Origin of the sequence: Thermococcus indicus (genome assembly GCF_006274605.1) — an archaeon.
GTDB lineage: Archaea > Methanobacteriota_B > Thermococci > Thermococcales > Thermococcaceae > Thermococcus > Thermococcus indicus.
The window spans coordinates 624,676-639,451 of the sequence record NZ_CP040846.1 but is presented as its reverse complement, the minus strand read 5'-3'; the positions used below and the strand labels follow the sequence as shown (position 1 = coordinate 639,451).

13 protein-coding genes are annotated in these 14,776 nt (G+C 56.3%); 7 read left to right on the top strand and 6 right to left on the bottom strand.

Going from position 1 to position 14,776, the window contains the following annotated elements; all coding sequences use genetic code 11:
- The first annotated feature begins 707 nt into the window (after positions 1 to 707).
- Both FH039_RS03465 and FH039_RS03460 read left to right on the top strand, forming a co-directional pair.
- Positions 708 to 2,267: a sodium-dependent transporter gene (locus tag FH039_RS03465; RefSeq protein ID WP_394344273.1), complete on the top strand. Its 1,560-nt coding sequence runs from the start codon at positions 708 to 710 to the stop codon at positions 2,265 to 2,267.
- Between the two features lie 151 nt (positions 2,268 to 2,418).
- Positions 2,419 to 3,153, top strand: coding sequence for an alpha-glucosidase (locus FH039_RS03460; protein WP_139680223.1), 735 nt, complete (start codon positions 2,419 to 2,421; stop codon positions 3,151 to 3,153).
- Between the two features lie 11 nt (positions 3,154 to 3,164).
- Here the strand turns inward: FH039_RS03460 and FH039_RS03455 are convergent, their stop codons facing one another.
- Positions 3,165 to 3,482 (bottom strand): P-II family nitrogen regulator, encoded by a 318-nt coding sequence (locus FH039_RS03455; protein ID WP_139681604.1) that lies wholly within the window; start codon positions 3,480 to 3,482, stop codon positions 3,165 to 3,167.
- A 67-nt stretch (positions 3,483 to 3,549) separates the two neighbouring features.
- Positions 3,550 to 5,538 (bottom strand): 1,4-alpha-glucan branching protein, encoded by a 1,989-nt coding sequence (locus tag FH039_RS03450; RefSeq protein WP_139680222.1) that lies wholly within the window; start codon positions 5,536 to 5,538, stop codon positions 3,550 to 3,552.
- Between the two features lie 127 nt (positions 5,539 to 5,665).
- Here FH039_RS03450 and FH039_RS03445 point away from each other — a divergent pair, with 127 nt between their 5' ends.
- Together FH039_RS03445 and rqcH are read left to right on the top strand one after the other, a co-directional pair.
- Positions 5,666 to 5,926, top strand: coding sequence for a hypothetical protein (locus tag FH039_RS03445; protein WP_139680221.1), 261 nt, complete (start codon positions 5,666 to 5,668; stop codon positions 5,924 to 5,926).
- 39 nt (positions 5,927 to 5,965) lie between these two features.
- Entirely contained in the window at positions 5,966 to 7,918 is a 1,953-nt protein-coding gene (gene rqcH / locus FH039_RS03440; RefSeq protein ID WP_139680220.1) for a ribosome rescue protein RqcH, read from the top strand.
- Here the strand turns inward: rqcH and nikR are convergent.
- Positions 7,915 to 8,331, bottom strand: coding sequence for a nickel-responsive transcriptional regulator NikR (nikR, locus tag FH039_RS03435; protein WP_139680219.1), 417 nt, complete (start codon positions 8,329 to 8,331; stop codon positions 7,915 to 7,917). The genes rqcH and nikR overlap by 4 nt on opposite strands.
- 81 nt (positions 8,332 to 8,412) lie before the next feature.
- Between nikR and FH039_RS03430 the strand changes: the two genes are divergently transcribed.
- Positions 8,413 to 8,859: a hypothetical protein gene (locus FH039_RS03430; protein ID WP_139680218.1), complete on the top strand. Its 447-nt coding sequence runs from the start codon at positions 8,413 to 8,415 to the stop codon at positions 8,857 to 8,859.
- Here the strand turns inward: FH039_RS03430 and FH039_RS03425 are convergent.
- A complete protein-coding gene (locus FH039_RS03425) occupies positions 8,856 to 9,857 on the bottom strand; it encodes a TIGR00341 family protein (protein WP_139680217.1) in 1,002 nt (333 codons plus the stop codon). The genes FH039_RS03430 and FH039_RS03425 overlap by 4 nt on opposite strands.
- A gap of 117 nt (positions 9,858 to 9,974) precedes the next feature.
- Here FH039_RS03425 and FH039_RS03420 point away from each other — a divergent pair, with 117 nt between their 5' ends.
- Together FH039_RS03420 and FH039_RS03415 are read left to right on the top strand one after the other, a co-directional pair.
- On the top strand, positions 9,975 to 11,315 hold the full coding sequence (locus FH039_RS03420; protein ID WP_139680216.1) for a hypothetical protein: 1,341 nt from the start codon (positions 9,975 to 9,977) through the stop codon (positions 11,313 to 11,315).
- Positions 11,316 to 11,575: 260 nt separating this feature from the next.
- A complete protein-coding gene (locus FH039_RS03415; RefSeq protein WP_139680215.1) occupies positions 11,576 to 12,898 on the top strand; it encodes a TrpB-like pyridoxal phosphate-dependent enzyme in 1,323 nt (440 codons plus the stop codon).
- 8 nt (positions 12,899 to 12,906) lie between these two features.
- Here FH039_RS03415 and asd read toward each other — a convergent pair whose 3' ends face one another.
- Both asd and FH039_RS03405 read right to left on the bottom strand, forming a co-directional pair.
- Entirely contained in the window at positions 12,907 to 13,908 is a 1,002-nt protein-coding gene (gene asd / locus FH039_RS03410) for an aspartate-semialdehyde dehydrogenase (protein ID WP_139680214.1), read from the bottom strand.
- Positions 13,905 to 14,774 (bottom strand): homoserine kinase, encoded by an 870-nt coding sequence (locus tag FH039_RS03405; RefSeq protein ID WP_139680213.1) that lies wholly within the window; start codon positions 14,772 to 14,774, stop codon positions 13,905 to 13,907. Before FH039_RS03405 ends, asd begins: the two co-directional genes overlap by 4 nt.
- Positions 14,775 to 14,776: the final 2 nt, after the last annotated feature.

Below are 14,776 nucleotides of genomic sequence, written 5' to 3'. Positions count from 1 at the left end.
CGGACCCATCCCCTACTCCCGTCACCGGTTTCGGCTCGGTCCGCAGGCCGGGTCTTCGGCCCGTTACCCCTACCGGCAAAGTCGGATTGGGGTTATGGCTCTAGATGTTGCGATGTCCTCTACGACCTTTGCATATATAAACCTTTCGATAAAGGAGGCAGGAGAACGGTTGATTTCAAACAAAAAGTTATGTACGGAAATTTTCGGCGAAAAGAAAAAACCTGCCGAAATCTTCGGGCAAAAAGAGGGATGTACATCCAAGATTTTCTATACATTGGAGAACACAAAACTGCATCAATGAACCCAAAACAGAACCCACCAGATCTCAGAACGATTCGGATGAGGCGCCCTCAGCGAGAAGTCGGTCATCACCCATCAGCTCACTCTCCTTCCAATCATCGGGCACCATCCCAGGGGTAGCATCACGGGGTTAAATACTTGATGGAAATGCACCGACAATGATTCGTCATCCTGTGGTATCTGGACACTATAATTGCCATAATGCCAAAGCCGAAATTAAGGTTTTTTCAACACATTAAAGAAATGACGAGAAAGGAACTGCCCCAGTTTAACGCTTAAGTAAATCGTCTTTTGTCGAAAAAAACTATTAGAAAGCTTTTTATAGAATGCCTTACCCTATACATAATGCCCCAAAGCCATACACAGGGGTTCCATGATCCAGACATTTAAGAATGGGGGTGAATATTGTGGAACAACAGAGGGATCAATGGGCAACCAAGATTGGTTTGATTTTAGCAATGGCTGGAAACGCCGTCGGTCTGGGCAACTTCGTGAGGTTTCCAACGCAGGTTGCCCAGAACGGTGGCGGAGCCTTTATGGTGCCGTACTTTATAGCTCTGTTCTTCCTAGGAATACCGGTAATGTGGATTGAGTGGGTCGCCGGTCGCTACGGTGGAAAGTATGGTCACGGTACCCTAGGTCCCACGTACTATCTCATGGCTAGGGAGAGCGTCAAACCAAAGAGCGCACTGTGGTGGGGAGTTATCAGCGGAATGCTGGCCTTCTCACTGACCGTTCTCCTGAACAGCTACTACCTGCACCTCATCGGCTGGTCCGCGGCTTACTCCTACTTCAGCGCCACGGGCGCCTACTTCGGCCAGAACACCGGAGAGTTCTTCGGCAACTACCTCGGCAACCACGCCCAGGTCATGCTCTTCTGGGGCATAACTGTGGTTCTCCTCGCCATAGCCGTCGGACAGGGAGTCAGCAAGGGTATCGAGCGCTGGGTCAAGGTCATGATGCCGCTCCTCTACGTCTTCGCCATCATAATGGTCGGCTATGTGTTCGTCCTCGGCTCGCCGATAGACCCCAACTGGAGCACCATCGATGGATTCAGGTTCATCTGGAGCCCCAACTGGGCGTACCTCAAGGACCACTTCGCGACGGTCATGCTTGCCGCAACCGGACAGATATTCTTCACGCTCTCCCTTGGTATGGGTATCATCCAGAACTACGCCAGCTACCTCGGTCCGGATGACGACGTCGCCCTCAGCGGTCTCGCGACGGTTTCCCTGAACGAGTTCGCGGAGGTCGTCCTTGGTGGTTCGCTCGCCGTCCCGCTGGCGACTGCCTATGCCCCCAAGATCGTGCCGCCCGAGATCCTTGAGCAGGGTAAGAACGAGGCCCTCGCCTGGATAGGCCAGAAGTTCGGCCTTGGGTTCTCCTACACCAGCCTGCCCAACGTCTTCGTCAGCATGGGCGACATAGGAAAGCTCTTCGGAGCAATGTGGTTCCTCCTCCTCTGGTTCGCGGGCTTCACCTCCGCCATAGCCATGTACAACTACCTCACAGCCCTCCTCGAGGAGGACCTCAACATCAAGAGAAAGGTCGGAACCTGGGTAGTGCTCGTGCTCTACTTCATCGCGGGCCTTCCTGTTGTGTACATCAGCGGCTACCTCGACCAGGTTGACGCATGGGTCAGCTTCCAGCTCACGCTGCTGGCTCTCTTCGACATCATAGTTGCGGTGTACCTCTTCAAGCCCGACAACTTCTGGAAGGAGCTGCACCAGGGAGCCTACATGAAAGTCCCCGGATGGTACAAGCCGATACTGCTCTACATAGCCCCAATACTCCTGCTGATACCGCTGATAGGATCCGCCCAGAGCCTCGTCGGAGCAACCCTTGAGTGGCCGGCCAGACTGGCAATAATCTTCATGTGGATCATCGGTGCAGTGGAGAGCTACTACTCCATCAAGCGCAAGTACGGCGAGGAGCTCGAGAAGAACGAGGTCATCATAAGGGTCTGAGGTGATCGCAATGGAAAGCTGGGTAATCTACATGCTGGTAGCGTGGCTGGCAATATTCGCCATGATGGGCTGGAGCATCAACAAGCTGCTCAAGGCGGAAAGAGGGGAAGCCTCTTAAACTCTTTTTCTTTCTCATTTTGGGGGGGTATAGGTGAAAAGCGAAAAAATACTTCTCGAAACTGCCGATGTTCTCGAATCAACCCTTGAAAAGATCGAGAGGCTCGGCAGCTTAAGTGAAAAGGAGAAGACGAAGGTCAAGAAATCCCTGGAGGAGGCCGCGGGGAACTTCCGGGAGGTCGCATCAAGGGTCGAGAAGGACAACGAGGAGCTGGCCGAGTTCTTCTTCAAAAAAGCCAAGGAGCTCAAATTGATGAGCACGGACAAGGCCATAGAGAAAGAGGGCAAAAAGAACTACCTGAAAGCTGTGAACAGGGTCCTCCTGTATTCCAGGTCGGCCGAGTATGACTTCGTCCCCAAGAAGCTCGTCGAGCTGAAGAGGGCGTACCGGAAATACATCTTTGGAATGACGTCGTTCTTCGTCCTGACGGGGGCATATCTCAATCAGTTCTTCGCTATAACGGCGCTCATCCTGGCCATCCCGATAATCCTGTCGATGCTCTCCCTTCAGAGGAGGGGCTACACCGGACTCCTGCTGGCCTACGCCTCGGCCCCCATTCCCCTGGTCGTGGGTTTCAACGCAATAGTCTATTCCCTGAGTGCCCTGCGTGACCCCAATCAGGTGAGCACCATAGCGGAGCACCTGGGGAAGAGCGTATCCTTCGCGCAGGGATACCTGATATTCCTCGTCATCCTCTCTGCGGTGGAGATATACCTTATAGCCAGCTCCCTCGTCGAACTCTACAGGAACAGGCACGCGTTCCTGTGAAAAAGAAGCCCTCAGTAGAGGGCTTCGTTGCCCCTCTCCCCTGTTCTTATCCTGATCGCGTCCTCCACGGGGATTACGAATATCTTCCCGTCGCCGGGCGTTCCGCTCCTCGCGTTCCTGATGATGACGTCAACCACCTTCTCCACGTCCTTGTCCTTGACCACTATCTCGATCTTCATCTTTGGGAGGAGGTCGTAGGGTGGAACGCCTCCCTGAACACCCCTTCCCTGCACGGGATAAGCAGTCAAGGGCACGATGCCGACCTGCTTGAGGGCGTTCTTCACGCGGTCAAAATCGTTTCCCCTAATAATCGCCTCAACTTTTTTCATGGCAACCACGTAGATAGTTTGTAAAAACTCCAGAAAAGGCTTTCGAAAAGAAACATGAAGGTGGAATTCAGGAAACCTGGGCCAGGAACTTCCTCAGCCTTTTAAGCGAGATGCGCGTTTTTCTGGCCAGCTCATCAAGGTCGGCACCCTTGAGGTCTTCGATGCTGTGAACCCCGGCACGCTGGAGCTTTGCCAGCGTTTTCGGCCCAATACCCCTTATGGAGAGGAGGTCGCTCTCGATCCTGCCGGGTTTTCCCTTCTTCCTCGTCCCCGACTTTCTGGATTCCTTCGAGCCGGGCCCCTTTACATTTCCGGGAGGCTTAACGACCATCTCATTGACGAGCTCGGTGGCGTACGCCCTCTCAGCAACCTCCCTCGGCCTTTCAGCGGGCCCTTCACCCCTCTCCAGCGGAACCTCAGGCGGTTCAACGTACTCCTCAAGCTCGGGCGGGTTTTCGCTCACGTAGCTCGCAACCACAGGGGGTTTGAACGGATTGTCGCGCCGCTCAAGCTCCTCGAGGAGCCCAGTGTTGAAGTTTCCGGTCTTGACGTACCTCACCAGTTCGTTGGCCAGCCTGTGGAAGTCCCCGCTATGAATCAGAACCCTCCTCTCGGCGTACTCCTTCGCCTGACCGGTCGTTATGAGAAACTGCCAGTCGCTGGCTTCGAGTATCAGCAACTCCCTCGCAAGCTGTTCGAGAATTCTATCGGTGACCCTATCCCTGCCATAATATCTACTCGCCAGCGCCACCATCCTGTCTTCGGCCCTGTAGACGTGCCCCCACGTCCATTCCGTTTCCTCGTTCCACCAGGTCGAGTGGTCGGCGTTGGCCCCCCACGAGCCCTCAGGGAGCTCAATCTCGTACCTCTCGCCGGTGTAGTCCTCAAGATAGGAGGAGAGCGTTGTCGTTGTTATTCCCCTCTCCGCCATCAGCTCAAGAACCCTGCCGAGCCACTTGACGCCCTCGAACCACCAGTGGCCGAAGAGTTCGGTGTCGTAGGGCGAAACGATTATCCCCTTCTCGCCGGTCTTCCCCTCAAACTCGCCTAGCAACTTCTCAACCAGCGAGACGAAGTGTCTCGCGTGCTCCTCAACCCTTTCCATGGCCTTCTCGGGGTCGTAGAACTCCTTCCCGCCGAGGTCAACGTTTTTGCCCGTCACGCGCCAGTACTGGCCGCCGCTCTTTTCGGCCTTCCTGTGGAACTCCCTGTACCAGAAGTCACCGGGGTAGCCGTAGTGCGCGCTCCAGACCTGGTGGCCCGTTTCCCTGTTGCGGGCGAAGACCGCTATGCGGGAGCCTTTGATCCAGTAGGGCCTCAGCGTGCTCTTTTCCCCCTCGTAGAGAGGAATCTCGCCGTAGCCCTTCGTCACCGGACCCTCATCGATCAGGTTGCTCTCCACGAAGAAGTACTCGATGCCGAACTCCTCCAGGAACTTCTCCATGCCCTGCCTCATAACCTTCCTCCCGTCCGGCAACTCCCACTCGCCAGCCGGCCGGTAGGCGCACTCCGGGAGCCATATCCCCCTAGGCTTTCTACCAAAGTGCTTCTCGTAGGTGGCTATCCCGTTGGCAAGCTGCGCCCTTATCGCCTCGTCCCTGCCGAGGAGTGGTAGATAGCCGTGCGTTGCCGCGGAGGTTATCACCTCGATGTATCCCGCATCCTGAAGCTCGCGGAACTTGCCTATGATGTCGCCGTTTATCGCTTTCCAGTAGTCGTAGACCTTTCTGAAGTGGTCAAGGGAAACTTTGACGGCCCTTTCGTCGTACTTGCCCGATTTCAGGTCTTCCTCAGTGGTCTCAATCTTCCTAGTCAGATACCTCTCGAACTCGGCCTTGATGTAGTCGTCGGCCAGCTGTTCCGCTAAGATTGGGGTTATGTTTATCACGAGCTGGAACCTCACCCCGGAGGAGCGGAGGCGCTCGAACTCCATGAGGAGAGGCAGGTAAGTTTCGCTCATGGCCTCGTAGAGCCATTCCTCGCCAAAGGGCCATTTTCCGTGCTTTCGCACGTAGGGGAGGTGGGTGTGGAGGACGAACGTGAAGTAGCCTTTCACTCTGTATCACCGGGAGTGTTATCGAGCTTGGAGTATTTAACGTTATCCGGAACAGAGTTGTCATCATGACCATGCATGTGCATGGAAAAGGTTTTATCTCCGAACCCGTAGAAAGCTCGGTGATACTATGAGACTGAAAGGGCTGACCGGAACCGGAAGCGGGTTCATAGCAGGGGCGCTGGCAGTTGTCCTCCTTGGAGCGGTGCTTTCAGTCCTCTCAATGCCAACCCGGGGTTTCACAAAGCTGGCCTATATCCTGTATGACATCGGTATCATTGGATTGTCCTTTGGACTTCTGAGCGAGGCCGTTGAAGGTGAGGAAACCGATTCACTGAGGGCATCCATGGCAATAGCCGGAGCCCTCGTTCTCCTCGCCCTGAGGCTCTAACCTTTTAACCCCCTCACCCTATTCTTTTCGGGTGAGAGGATGAAGGAAGAGATGAGCAGCGTTGATATCCGCTACATAGTGAGGGAACTTCAATGGCTGATCGGTTCTCGCGTTGACAAGGTTTACCACGACGGCGACGAGATCAGGATAAAGCTCCGCACAAAGGAGGGGAGACAGGATTTAATCCTCCAGGCCGGGAAGCGCTTCCATGTGACAACTTACGTGAAGGAGGCGCCGAAGCAGCCGTCGAGCTTCACTATGCTCCTCAGGAAGCACCTCAGCGGCGGGTTCATCGATGGCATAGAGCAGCACGGCTTCGACAGGATAGTGAAGATTCGCGTTGGGGACTACACCCTCATCGGCGAGCTGTTCAGGAGGGGAAACGTGATACTCGTGGACGGGGAGAACAGAATCGTTGCGGCGTTACGCTACGAGGAGTACAAGGATAGAAGGATAATGCCGAAGGCCGCTTATAGGTTTCCCCCCGCCAGGGAGAACCCGCTCGAGGTAACGCGGGAGAGGTTCATCGAGCTCATGCGCGAGGAGGAAGAACTCGAACTAGTGCGTGCTTTGGCGAGGAAGCTCAACATGGGCGGAATGTACGCGGAGGAGATTTCCATCAGGGCGGGCTTCGACAAGACGACCCCCGTTAAGGAGCTGAGCGACGACGACCTGCTGAGGGTCTACGAGGCGATGCTCAGGACCTTCAACGATGAACCGAGGGCCAACATAGTCCTCAAGGACGGGAACATGCACGACGTCGTTCCGATAGAGCTGAGAATCTACGAGGGGTTTGAGAAGCGCTATTTTACCACCTTCAGCGAGGCCCTCGACGAGTACTTCGGCAAGATCACCCTTGAGAAGGCGAGGATCGAGCAGACGAAGAGGCTCGAAGCAAAGAAAAGACAGCTCCTCATGACGCTAAGGAAGCAGGAGGAGATGCTGAAGGGCTTCGAGGAAGGAGCGAAGGCCAACCAGGAGATAGGGGATCTCATCTACGCGAACTACTCCCTCATAGAGAGGCTTTTGGAGGAGTTCAGGAAGGCGACGGAGACCCTCGGCTGGGAGGAGTTCAAGAAGCGCATCGAGGAGGGCAAGAAGGCAGGTAACAGGGTCGCGCTCATGGTGAAGGGAACCGACCCGAAGGAGAAAGCTGTAACGATAGAGCTTGAGGGGAAGAAGGTCAGGCTGTACCTCAACAAAAGCATAGGCGAAAACGCCGAGCTCTACTATGAGAAGGCCAAGAAGTTCAGGCACAAGCACGAGGGAGCTCTGAAGGCCTACGAGGACACTAAGCGGAAGCTCGACGAGGTCGAGAAGCTCATCGAGGAGGAGCTCAAGAAGGAGCTGAACGTCAAGCGCATAGAGAGGAGAAAGAAGAAGTGGTTCGAGAAGTTCCGCTGGTTCGTTTCGAGCGAGGGCTTTCTGGTCCTGGCGGGCAAAGACGCCGGCACCAACGAGATACTCATAAAGAGGCACATGACCGACAACGACCTTTACTGCCACGCAGACGTTTACGGCGCCCCGCACGTCGTAATAAAGGACGGAAGGAAGGCGGGGGAGAAGACAATCTTCGAGGCCTGCCAGTTCGCGGTTTCGATGAGCAAGGCATGGAGCAGGGGCGTTTACAGCGAGGACGCCTACTGGGCCTATCCAAACCAGGTTACCAAGCAGACGCCCAGCGGCGAGTACCTCGGCAAGGGGGCCTTCATGGTCTACGGCAAGAGGAACTGGCTCCACGGGCTTCCTCTCAAGCTCGCCGTCGGTGTAATCAACTACGAGGGCGAGGACTTCGTCGTCTGCGCGCCGGTTGATGCAATAAAGGCCCACACGGACAGGTACATCGTTATCCGCCCGGGCCCCCTCAGGAAGAGCGAGCTGGTGAAGAGGATAAAGGGCATCCTCGAAAAGTGGGGCTACAGGGTAAGGGAGGAGGACGTAATGTCCGCCCTGCCGCCCGGGAACGGCGATGTGGTCGAGGTTGTGGGCTAGACCAGCTCCTTCCCAGTCCCAGTCATCACCAGCTTGCCGTGCTTTACACCCTTGAGGCTCAGCAGCCTGTCCGCTATCTCCTTTATCCTGTTGGCCTTGCCCTTAACTATGATGACCTCCAGGCAGTTGTGCTCATCCATGTGGACGTGAATGCTGGAGATTATCTCGCTCAGGTAGTCGTGCTGGAGGTCGAGGAGCTCCTTGACGACCTCGGCCTCGTCGTGGTTGTAGAGCATGGTTATCGTGCCGGCGACCTCACCCTCACCCTGTTCCCACTCGTGCCGGACTATGAAGTCCCTCATCATGTCCCTTATTGCCTCGCTCCTGTTCACGTAGCCCTTCTCCTCGATTATACGGTCGAACCTCTCGAGCAGCTCGTCGGGAACGGAGACGCCAAAGCGAGTGATCTTCATGACACCACCGTAATTCCTTTGGATGTCCTCATTAAAAACGTGACGCGAAACCCTTTTATTCGAACCCGAGAAGGTAGCCCCATGACGATGGAGGAACTCTACGCAATAGCCCAGAGGGAACTGGCCAAGGACCTGGTGTTCGAGATCGAGGAGGAGCCCGTGACGGTTTCAATAAGGGGTGTCCTTCTCGCGAGGACCGACTCAAAGGGCTACAACTTCTCCTTCTTCGAGCTGAGCGAGAACGAATTCGTCCTCGCCGTCCAGATGAAGGGCTTCGTGGTGTACCTCGGCATGGAGGCTGACGAGGAGATAGACGAAGACGCCTACCCCGAGCTCGTTAAAATCCTCCTCGGGCAGCTGACACCAGCCATAGCCCTCCTGATAACGAGGGCGGAGAAAGAGTATCCCGGCAGGGCGGACCTGCTCATGGACGATGAGATGGGGCCCGACCTCAAGGAGTTCTTCTACGGGCTCCTGGTGAAGCACCGGCAGGGAAAGCCGATCTATGAGCAGACCGAAGTGGCCTAGCTGAGGAGCTCCACAAGGACGAGGGTTGCAAGCATGATGGCCAGCACCAGCATCGTTCTCTTCGTGTAGAGCTTCGCAGCCCTCTTTTCATAGTAGATCCTGGGGGAGACGTTCAGGACGTAGAGCCCGAGGAGGGAGCCGCTGAGAAGGCCGAGAACGTTCTCCACGGTGAGGGCAAGAGAGCCGGCAAAAACATCCCACCAGCCCATCGCGAGGGATATCCCGATAACCGTCGTCGGAGGAACCAGCGCGGCGGCGATTGAAACCCCTGCCAGGATCTCCGGGATTCTGCTCACTATGGCAACTATTCCGGCGTAGCCGAGGATTATCGCGAGGAGTATGTAAACCAGCCCGGAATCGCCGCGGATGAGTATCTCGTGGGTTGGTTCGAGGGGCATCGAGCCGGCAAACCTGAGGGCCAGGGAGGCGAGGAGAGCCGACAGGAATATGACGCCGAGGAGCTTCAGGATTGAGGAAACGGCATCGAGGGCGTCCCTGCCCTTGCCCATGACTATGTTGAGGGAGAAGCCGTAGAGCGGGCCGAGGATCGGCGAGAGAAGCATGGCAGAGATTATCATCACTATGCTGTCGTTTATCAAGCCGAAGAGCGCTATGATCGAGGCAACGGCACCGAGGGTGAGCTGAATCGGGTCAACCTGGGCCCCGCTGTTGGCGTTCTCGATGAGCCCCTCTATGGCGGCAAGACTCCAGCGGCGCTTGAACTTTTTGAGCGACTTTACCGAGTTTGCGTACTTCACGGACTTCCCGCTGACGGGGGCCCAGGTTATCGATGAGTGCCCCCTTCTAAGATCCACCGCCTTCATCAGCTCATCGACAACGTCGTTAATCACGAAATCCGGCACGAGAACGGTGAATTTGAGCGCCCGGTGTTCGTTGCTCTGCACCTCCTCGCCGTAGAACTGGAGGCTCCACTTGGTCAGAACATCCCTGACTTTCTCACCCTCGCCCTCGTCGCAGTAGATTTCCAGCCGGAGCATGGCCCATCGGAAGGGCTAAGGGTTTATCACTAATAACCCTTGTGGAGACACTTCAGAATAATTTGAAACGATGGTAGCACTTATAACCTTCAGAAACGTAACAATTATGGGTGGGTTATGGCCAGAAGATTCATTATCTCCGTCACCTTTTCCGTGCTCATCTCGTTTTTTGCCTGGCTAGCCCTTCAGCCCCATTTCACTCTGGGTATTGTTCTGTTCATCTCCGCCGTTCTCCTTCCGCCGATCGTTTTTAGGGGGTACTACGGAAAAAAGCCCCGCATGCTCGTGCCGTTTCTGATTACGGCTCTCCTCCTGATGCTCCTAATGGCGCCTCCACCAGTTACGGCCCCCAACGTCGAGTTCGGCCTTCACTTTGCCACAGGATGTTGGGAAAGGGAGGAAGACACTTGGCCATTGAACGAAGGTGAGCTCACCTATTCCTGCAACGAAACGGTTGCCTACTCGACGATTCACGTTGGAGGAGTTGCGTGGAAATCCGTGAGGGTTGAGCTTCCAGTTGTCGGCCGTTTCGTAACCATCTACGAGCCAATGCAAAAGGCGGAGGAAGCCTACAGAAAAGCAATCGAGCGCGTCGAATCGAAGGGCTACATCAAACTCGCAGAGAACTACGGGATGGACTCTGACATCATAGGGGATGTCATATTCGCTAAGGGGGATGAATGCGTCTACCTGGCAAAGACGAGGGTTCTCGGCGGAGGTCTCGCCGTGGTCTCGGCGAAGGGGCCCTGCAGGGGCGTTAAGGGGTTCGCACTCCGCTGGCACGACGACTACCTCTGGAACGTGAGCGAGCCGCCAACATTTGAGGAGTACCGCTTTAACTGGAGCCAAAAGGGTGGTGTCAGGGTTGGGTGGTTCGCTCCAAAGGACTGGCCGGATGAGTGGGTGGGGAACACATACACCGCCATCGGCATCGAGCTTAAGGGGACCGGCTATGTGAAGGTGCTTGATGGGAAAGGCGAAAGATTCAAATGGTCGCTCTGGACGAGGGGAGAGAAATCTTACTACGTTGCCCTCAGGGACAGAGAAATCCTCGTGATTGGCGGGAAGGCCGGAGAGATCGAGAAAACGGCAGAGGAGGTTTCACCCTGCGGTCTTAAGAACGGCCGAAGAGTGGAATGGAAAACGCCTGGGGAGGTTTTACTAGAAGTAACTGGAGAGCTCGGCGAAAACTTTGCTCCAAGGCAAGTTTCGGAACCGGCTATCTGGTCCCTCGCCGGCGGAAGGTTTGAGTTGGACGAAAATCTCTCCTTGACGATTCTCGTTTACGGAACCGGGTGGCAGTGCCACTACGCCCGCTATCTGCTCGATACCCCCGAGGGGAATACGACCTCAATCTGCATCGAACGCGAAGGATATTTCGTCGCCGTGGCAGTTAGAGGGGACTATAAAAGCGTGAATGCCATCTTGTCGTCAATATCCCGACCAAAAAAGATTTAAGGGGGTTCGACACCCTTTACTCGATGCACCATGATTGACAGGAGTGATTGTTTTTGGCTTTGAATGTCTTGACCTGAGCCCTTTGGTTAGCCTATCGCTTCTCGGACGGGGTTGTTTTTGGCCTGAGTAGGGGGTATTGTTTTTGGCGGTCTTTTGAACCCGATTAGCTCCAAGGTTAGTTCTTACGCTCATTATTCCCTCGTCTTTGGGACTTTTTCTTCAACTTCAGAGCCATTAAAAGACCCTATGGAGGTATTAGAATGAAAGCCGTTCTGCCGGATGGAAGGATACCCAAGAAATGGTACAACATACTGCCGGACCTTCCGGAACCTCTGGCACCTCCACTCGACCCGGAAACCGATGAGCCCATGGAACCGGAAAAGCTGCTGAGGATTTTTGCGGAGGAGCTCGTAAAGCAGGAGATGAGCAACGAGCGCTACATAGAGATTCCAAAGAGGGTTCGCGAGCTCTACGCCAAGATCGGCCGGCCAACCCCACTTTTCAGGGCGACCAACCTCGAGAAGGCCCTGGGAACACCTTCTAAGATATACTTCAAGTATGAAGGTGCCACAGTGACCGGAAGCCACAAGATAAACACGGCCCTAGCTCAGGCCTACCATGCCAAGGAGCAGGGGATTGAGAAACTTATAACGGAAACCGGAGCCGGCCAGTGGGGGACGGCTTTAAGCCTGGCCGGGGCTTTGCTCGGGCTGAAGGTTAGGGTTTACATGGCTCGCGCCAGCTACCAGCAGAAGCCCTACAGGAAGACGATAATGCGCCTCTACGGTGCTGAGGTTTACCCCAGTCCGAGCGAAAGGACGGAGATAGGAAGGAAGTTTTTGGCTCAAGACCCGAACCATCCGGGCGGGCTTGGAATAGCCATAAGTGAGGCCATTGAAGACGTTCTGAGGGACGAGAAGGCCCGCTATTCTCTGGGGAGCGTGCTCAACCACGTCCTCATGCACCAGACGATCATCGGTTTGGAAGCCAGGGAGCAGATGGAAGAGTTCGAGGAACCGGACGTCATAATCGGCTGCGTCGGCGGTGGAAGCAACTTCGCGGGGTTGGCGTATCCGTTCGTTAGAGATGTTCTGAGCGGAAATGCTGACTACGAGTTCATAGCGGTCGAACCTAGGGCAGCCCCCACAATGACCCGGGGAGTTTACAGGTACGATTTCGGGGATTCCGGCGGCTACACACCGAAGATGAAAATGCACACCCTCGGTCACACCTACTACGTCCCGCCGATTCACGCTGGCGGGCTTCGCTACCACGGCCTCGCCCCGACGCTCAGTGTTCTCATAAACCACGGGATAGTGAAACCAGTCGCCTATCACCAGAACGAGGTGTTCCAAGCTGCCGAGCTGTTCGCCAAAACGGAGGGCATAATCCCGGCCCCTGAAAGTGCTCACGCGATTAAGGGCGTCATAGACAGGGCATTGAAGGCGAAGGAGGAGGGAAGGGAGGAGGTAATCCTCTTCAACTTCAGCGGGCACGGCCTCCTTGATTTGAAGGGCTACAGGGACTACCTCGATGGAAAGCTCGAGGACTACGAGCCGGATTACTTCCCGGCCCTCGGCTGATTTCTTTTTTAAATGTAGCCGAGCCTCTTCGCGAGCTCCGCGTTCAGCACGGAGCCCCCGGCGGCACCCCTCACGAGGTTGTGGCCCGTAACGACGTACTTGAAGCCCCTCGCGCTTTCCTCCAACCTTCCAACGGTCACCGTTAGGCCCTTCCCCCTCTCCCTATGGAGCCTCGGCTGGGGCACCTCCTCATAGACTATCGGCCTCTCGTAGCTCGGCAGGTCGAGCTTTCTCAGGGGGTCGAAGCTTTCGAAGGCCTCCCTCAGCTCATCGATGCTTCCGCGCTCAAGCTCAATAAAGACAGCCTCGGTGTGGCCGTGGAGAACCGGAACGCGCGTCGCTATGGCAGAGACCGTGAATTCCGCCGGGACTATGCTCCTCTCAAGCCTCCTGAGGATTTTCCTGCTCTCGTTCTCAATCTTCCACTCCTCTCCCTCAATGAGGGGAATCACGTTGTCGTGGATGGCGAGGGCAGACAGGCCCGAGAAGCCCGCCCCGCTGATGGCCTGCATCGTGGCAACTCTAACGTCCCTTATCCCGAACTCCCTCAGGGGGGCGAGGGAGACCGTCAGTATTGCGGTGGAGCAGTTGGGGTTGGTCACTATGAAGCCCTCCCAGCCCCTCCCCTCGCGCTGGAGCTCGACGAGCTTGAGGTGCTCCGGGTTCACCTCGGGGACGAGTATGGGCACGTCATCGTCGTAGCGGTGGGCCCTCGCGTTGGTAAAGACGGGAACCCGCTCGGCCAGCTTCTCCTCAACTTCCCCGGAGACGGAAGCGGGGAGTGCGTTGAAGACAAGGTCGACGTCCGGCTCCCTAAGGAAATCGGAGAGCGAAACCACCTCCAACTCTTTGAACTCCTCCGGGGCCTCTGGAACGAGCTCTCCATAGCGCTTCCCGGCCGAACGCTCCGAGGCAACGAGGGTTTTGACCTTAAACCATGGGTGCCCCTCAAGGAGCCTCACGAAGGTTCTCCCGACCATGCCAGTCGCGCCGAGGACAGCGGCCCTCACGGGACCACCCCCACGCCGGCCCTCGCGACGTAGGCCTTAGCGCTAATTCCAAGCCCTTCGAAGGCCTCTACGATGGCCTTCCCGATTTGAACAACGTCCTCGCCGAGGGCAAAGACCGCCGGACCAGAACCCGATACAGAGAAGCCCCAAGCACCGGCTTCCATGGCGGCCCTTCTGACCGTCCCGTACCAGGGCATCAGTTTTAGCCTGTATGGCAGGGCTATCCTGTCGTCAAGGAACATGCCGGCCCTCTCCATGTCCCCCTCAATCAGGGCCTTCACGAGGGAAGCGGCGAGGGCCACGTTGCTCACAGCGTCCCCAATCGGAACCTTCCCTGGCAGAGCCCTCCTCGCCTCCCTCGTCGGGACCTCCACCTCGGGCAGGACAACCGCGACTCTAAAATCAACCGGAATCCTGTCGACGTGGAGGGGCGTGGAGATTATCGTGAAGTCGCCGTAGTAGGCCGGGACGACGTTGTCCGGGTGTGCGCTTCCGGAGGCGGCCCTTTCACCCTCCATCGCCGCCCTGAGGATTAACCCCTCGTCCTCAACGCCGAGAACCCGAGCCATCGCGAGGGCACCAGCTAAGGAAGAGGCCCCGGAGCTTCCGAGCCCGCTCCCCGGCCTTATCCCCTTCCTCAGCTTCAGCTCAAGGGGAACGTCTTCACCAACGAGCCTCGCGAGGGCCCTGGCGGCGACAACTGCTACGTTGGTCTCGTCGGCCGGCACCGGGAAGCCCTCGACCCTTATACTCCACTCGTCCGATTCTCTGAAGGAGAGTTCGTCGTAGGGCTCCCCTATGCCAACTCCGAAGACGTCAAACCCCGGCCCAAAGTTCGCTATTGTAGCGTGTACCCGAACCTTCATGG

Excerpts from the sequence above, each read along its gene's own strand:
- rqcH (WP_139680220.1), top strand. The coding sequence starts at position 5,966 with ATGAAGGAAGAGATGAGCAGCGTTGATATCCGCTACATAGTGAGGGAA.
- FH039_RS03455 (WP_139681604.1), bottom strand. The coding sequence starts at position 3,482 with ATGAAAAAAGTTGAGGCGATTATTAGGGGAAACGATTTTGACCGCGTG.
- FH039_RS03430 (WP_139680218.1), top strand. The coding sequence starts at position 8,413 with ATGACGATGGAGGAACTCTACGCAATAGCCCAGAGGGAACTGGCCAAG.
- FH039_RS03425 (WP_139680217.1), bottom strand. The coding sequence starts at position 9,857 with ATGCTCCGGCTGGAAATCTACTGCGACGAGGGCGAGGGTGAGAAAGTC.
- FH039_RS03420 (WP_139680216.1), top strand. The coding sequence starts at position 9,975 with ATGGCCAGAAGATTCATTATCTCCGTCACCTTTTCCGTGCTCATCTCG.
- FH039_RS03405 (WP_139680213.1), bottom strand. The coding sequence starts at position 14,774 with ATGAAGGTTCGGGTACACGCTACAATAGCGAACTTTGGGCCGGGGTTT.
- FH039_RS03415 (WP_139680215.1), top strand. The coding sequence starts at position 11,576 with ATGAAAGCCGTTCTGCCGGATGGAAGGATACCCAAGAAATGGTACAAC.
- FH039_RS03445 (WP_139680221.1), top strand. The coding sequence starts at position 5,666 with ATGAGACTGAAAGGGCTGACCGGAACCGGAAGCGGGTTCATAGCAGGG.
- nikR (WP_139680219.1), bottom strand. The coding sequence starts at position 8,331 with ATGAAGATCACTCGCTTTGGCGTCTCCGTTCCCGACGAGCTGCTCGAG.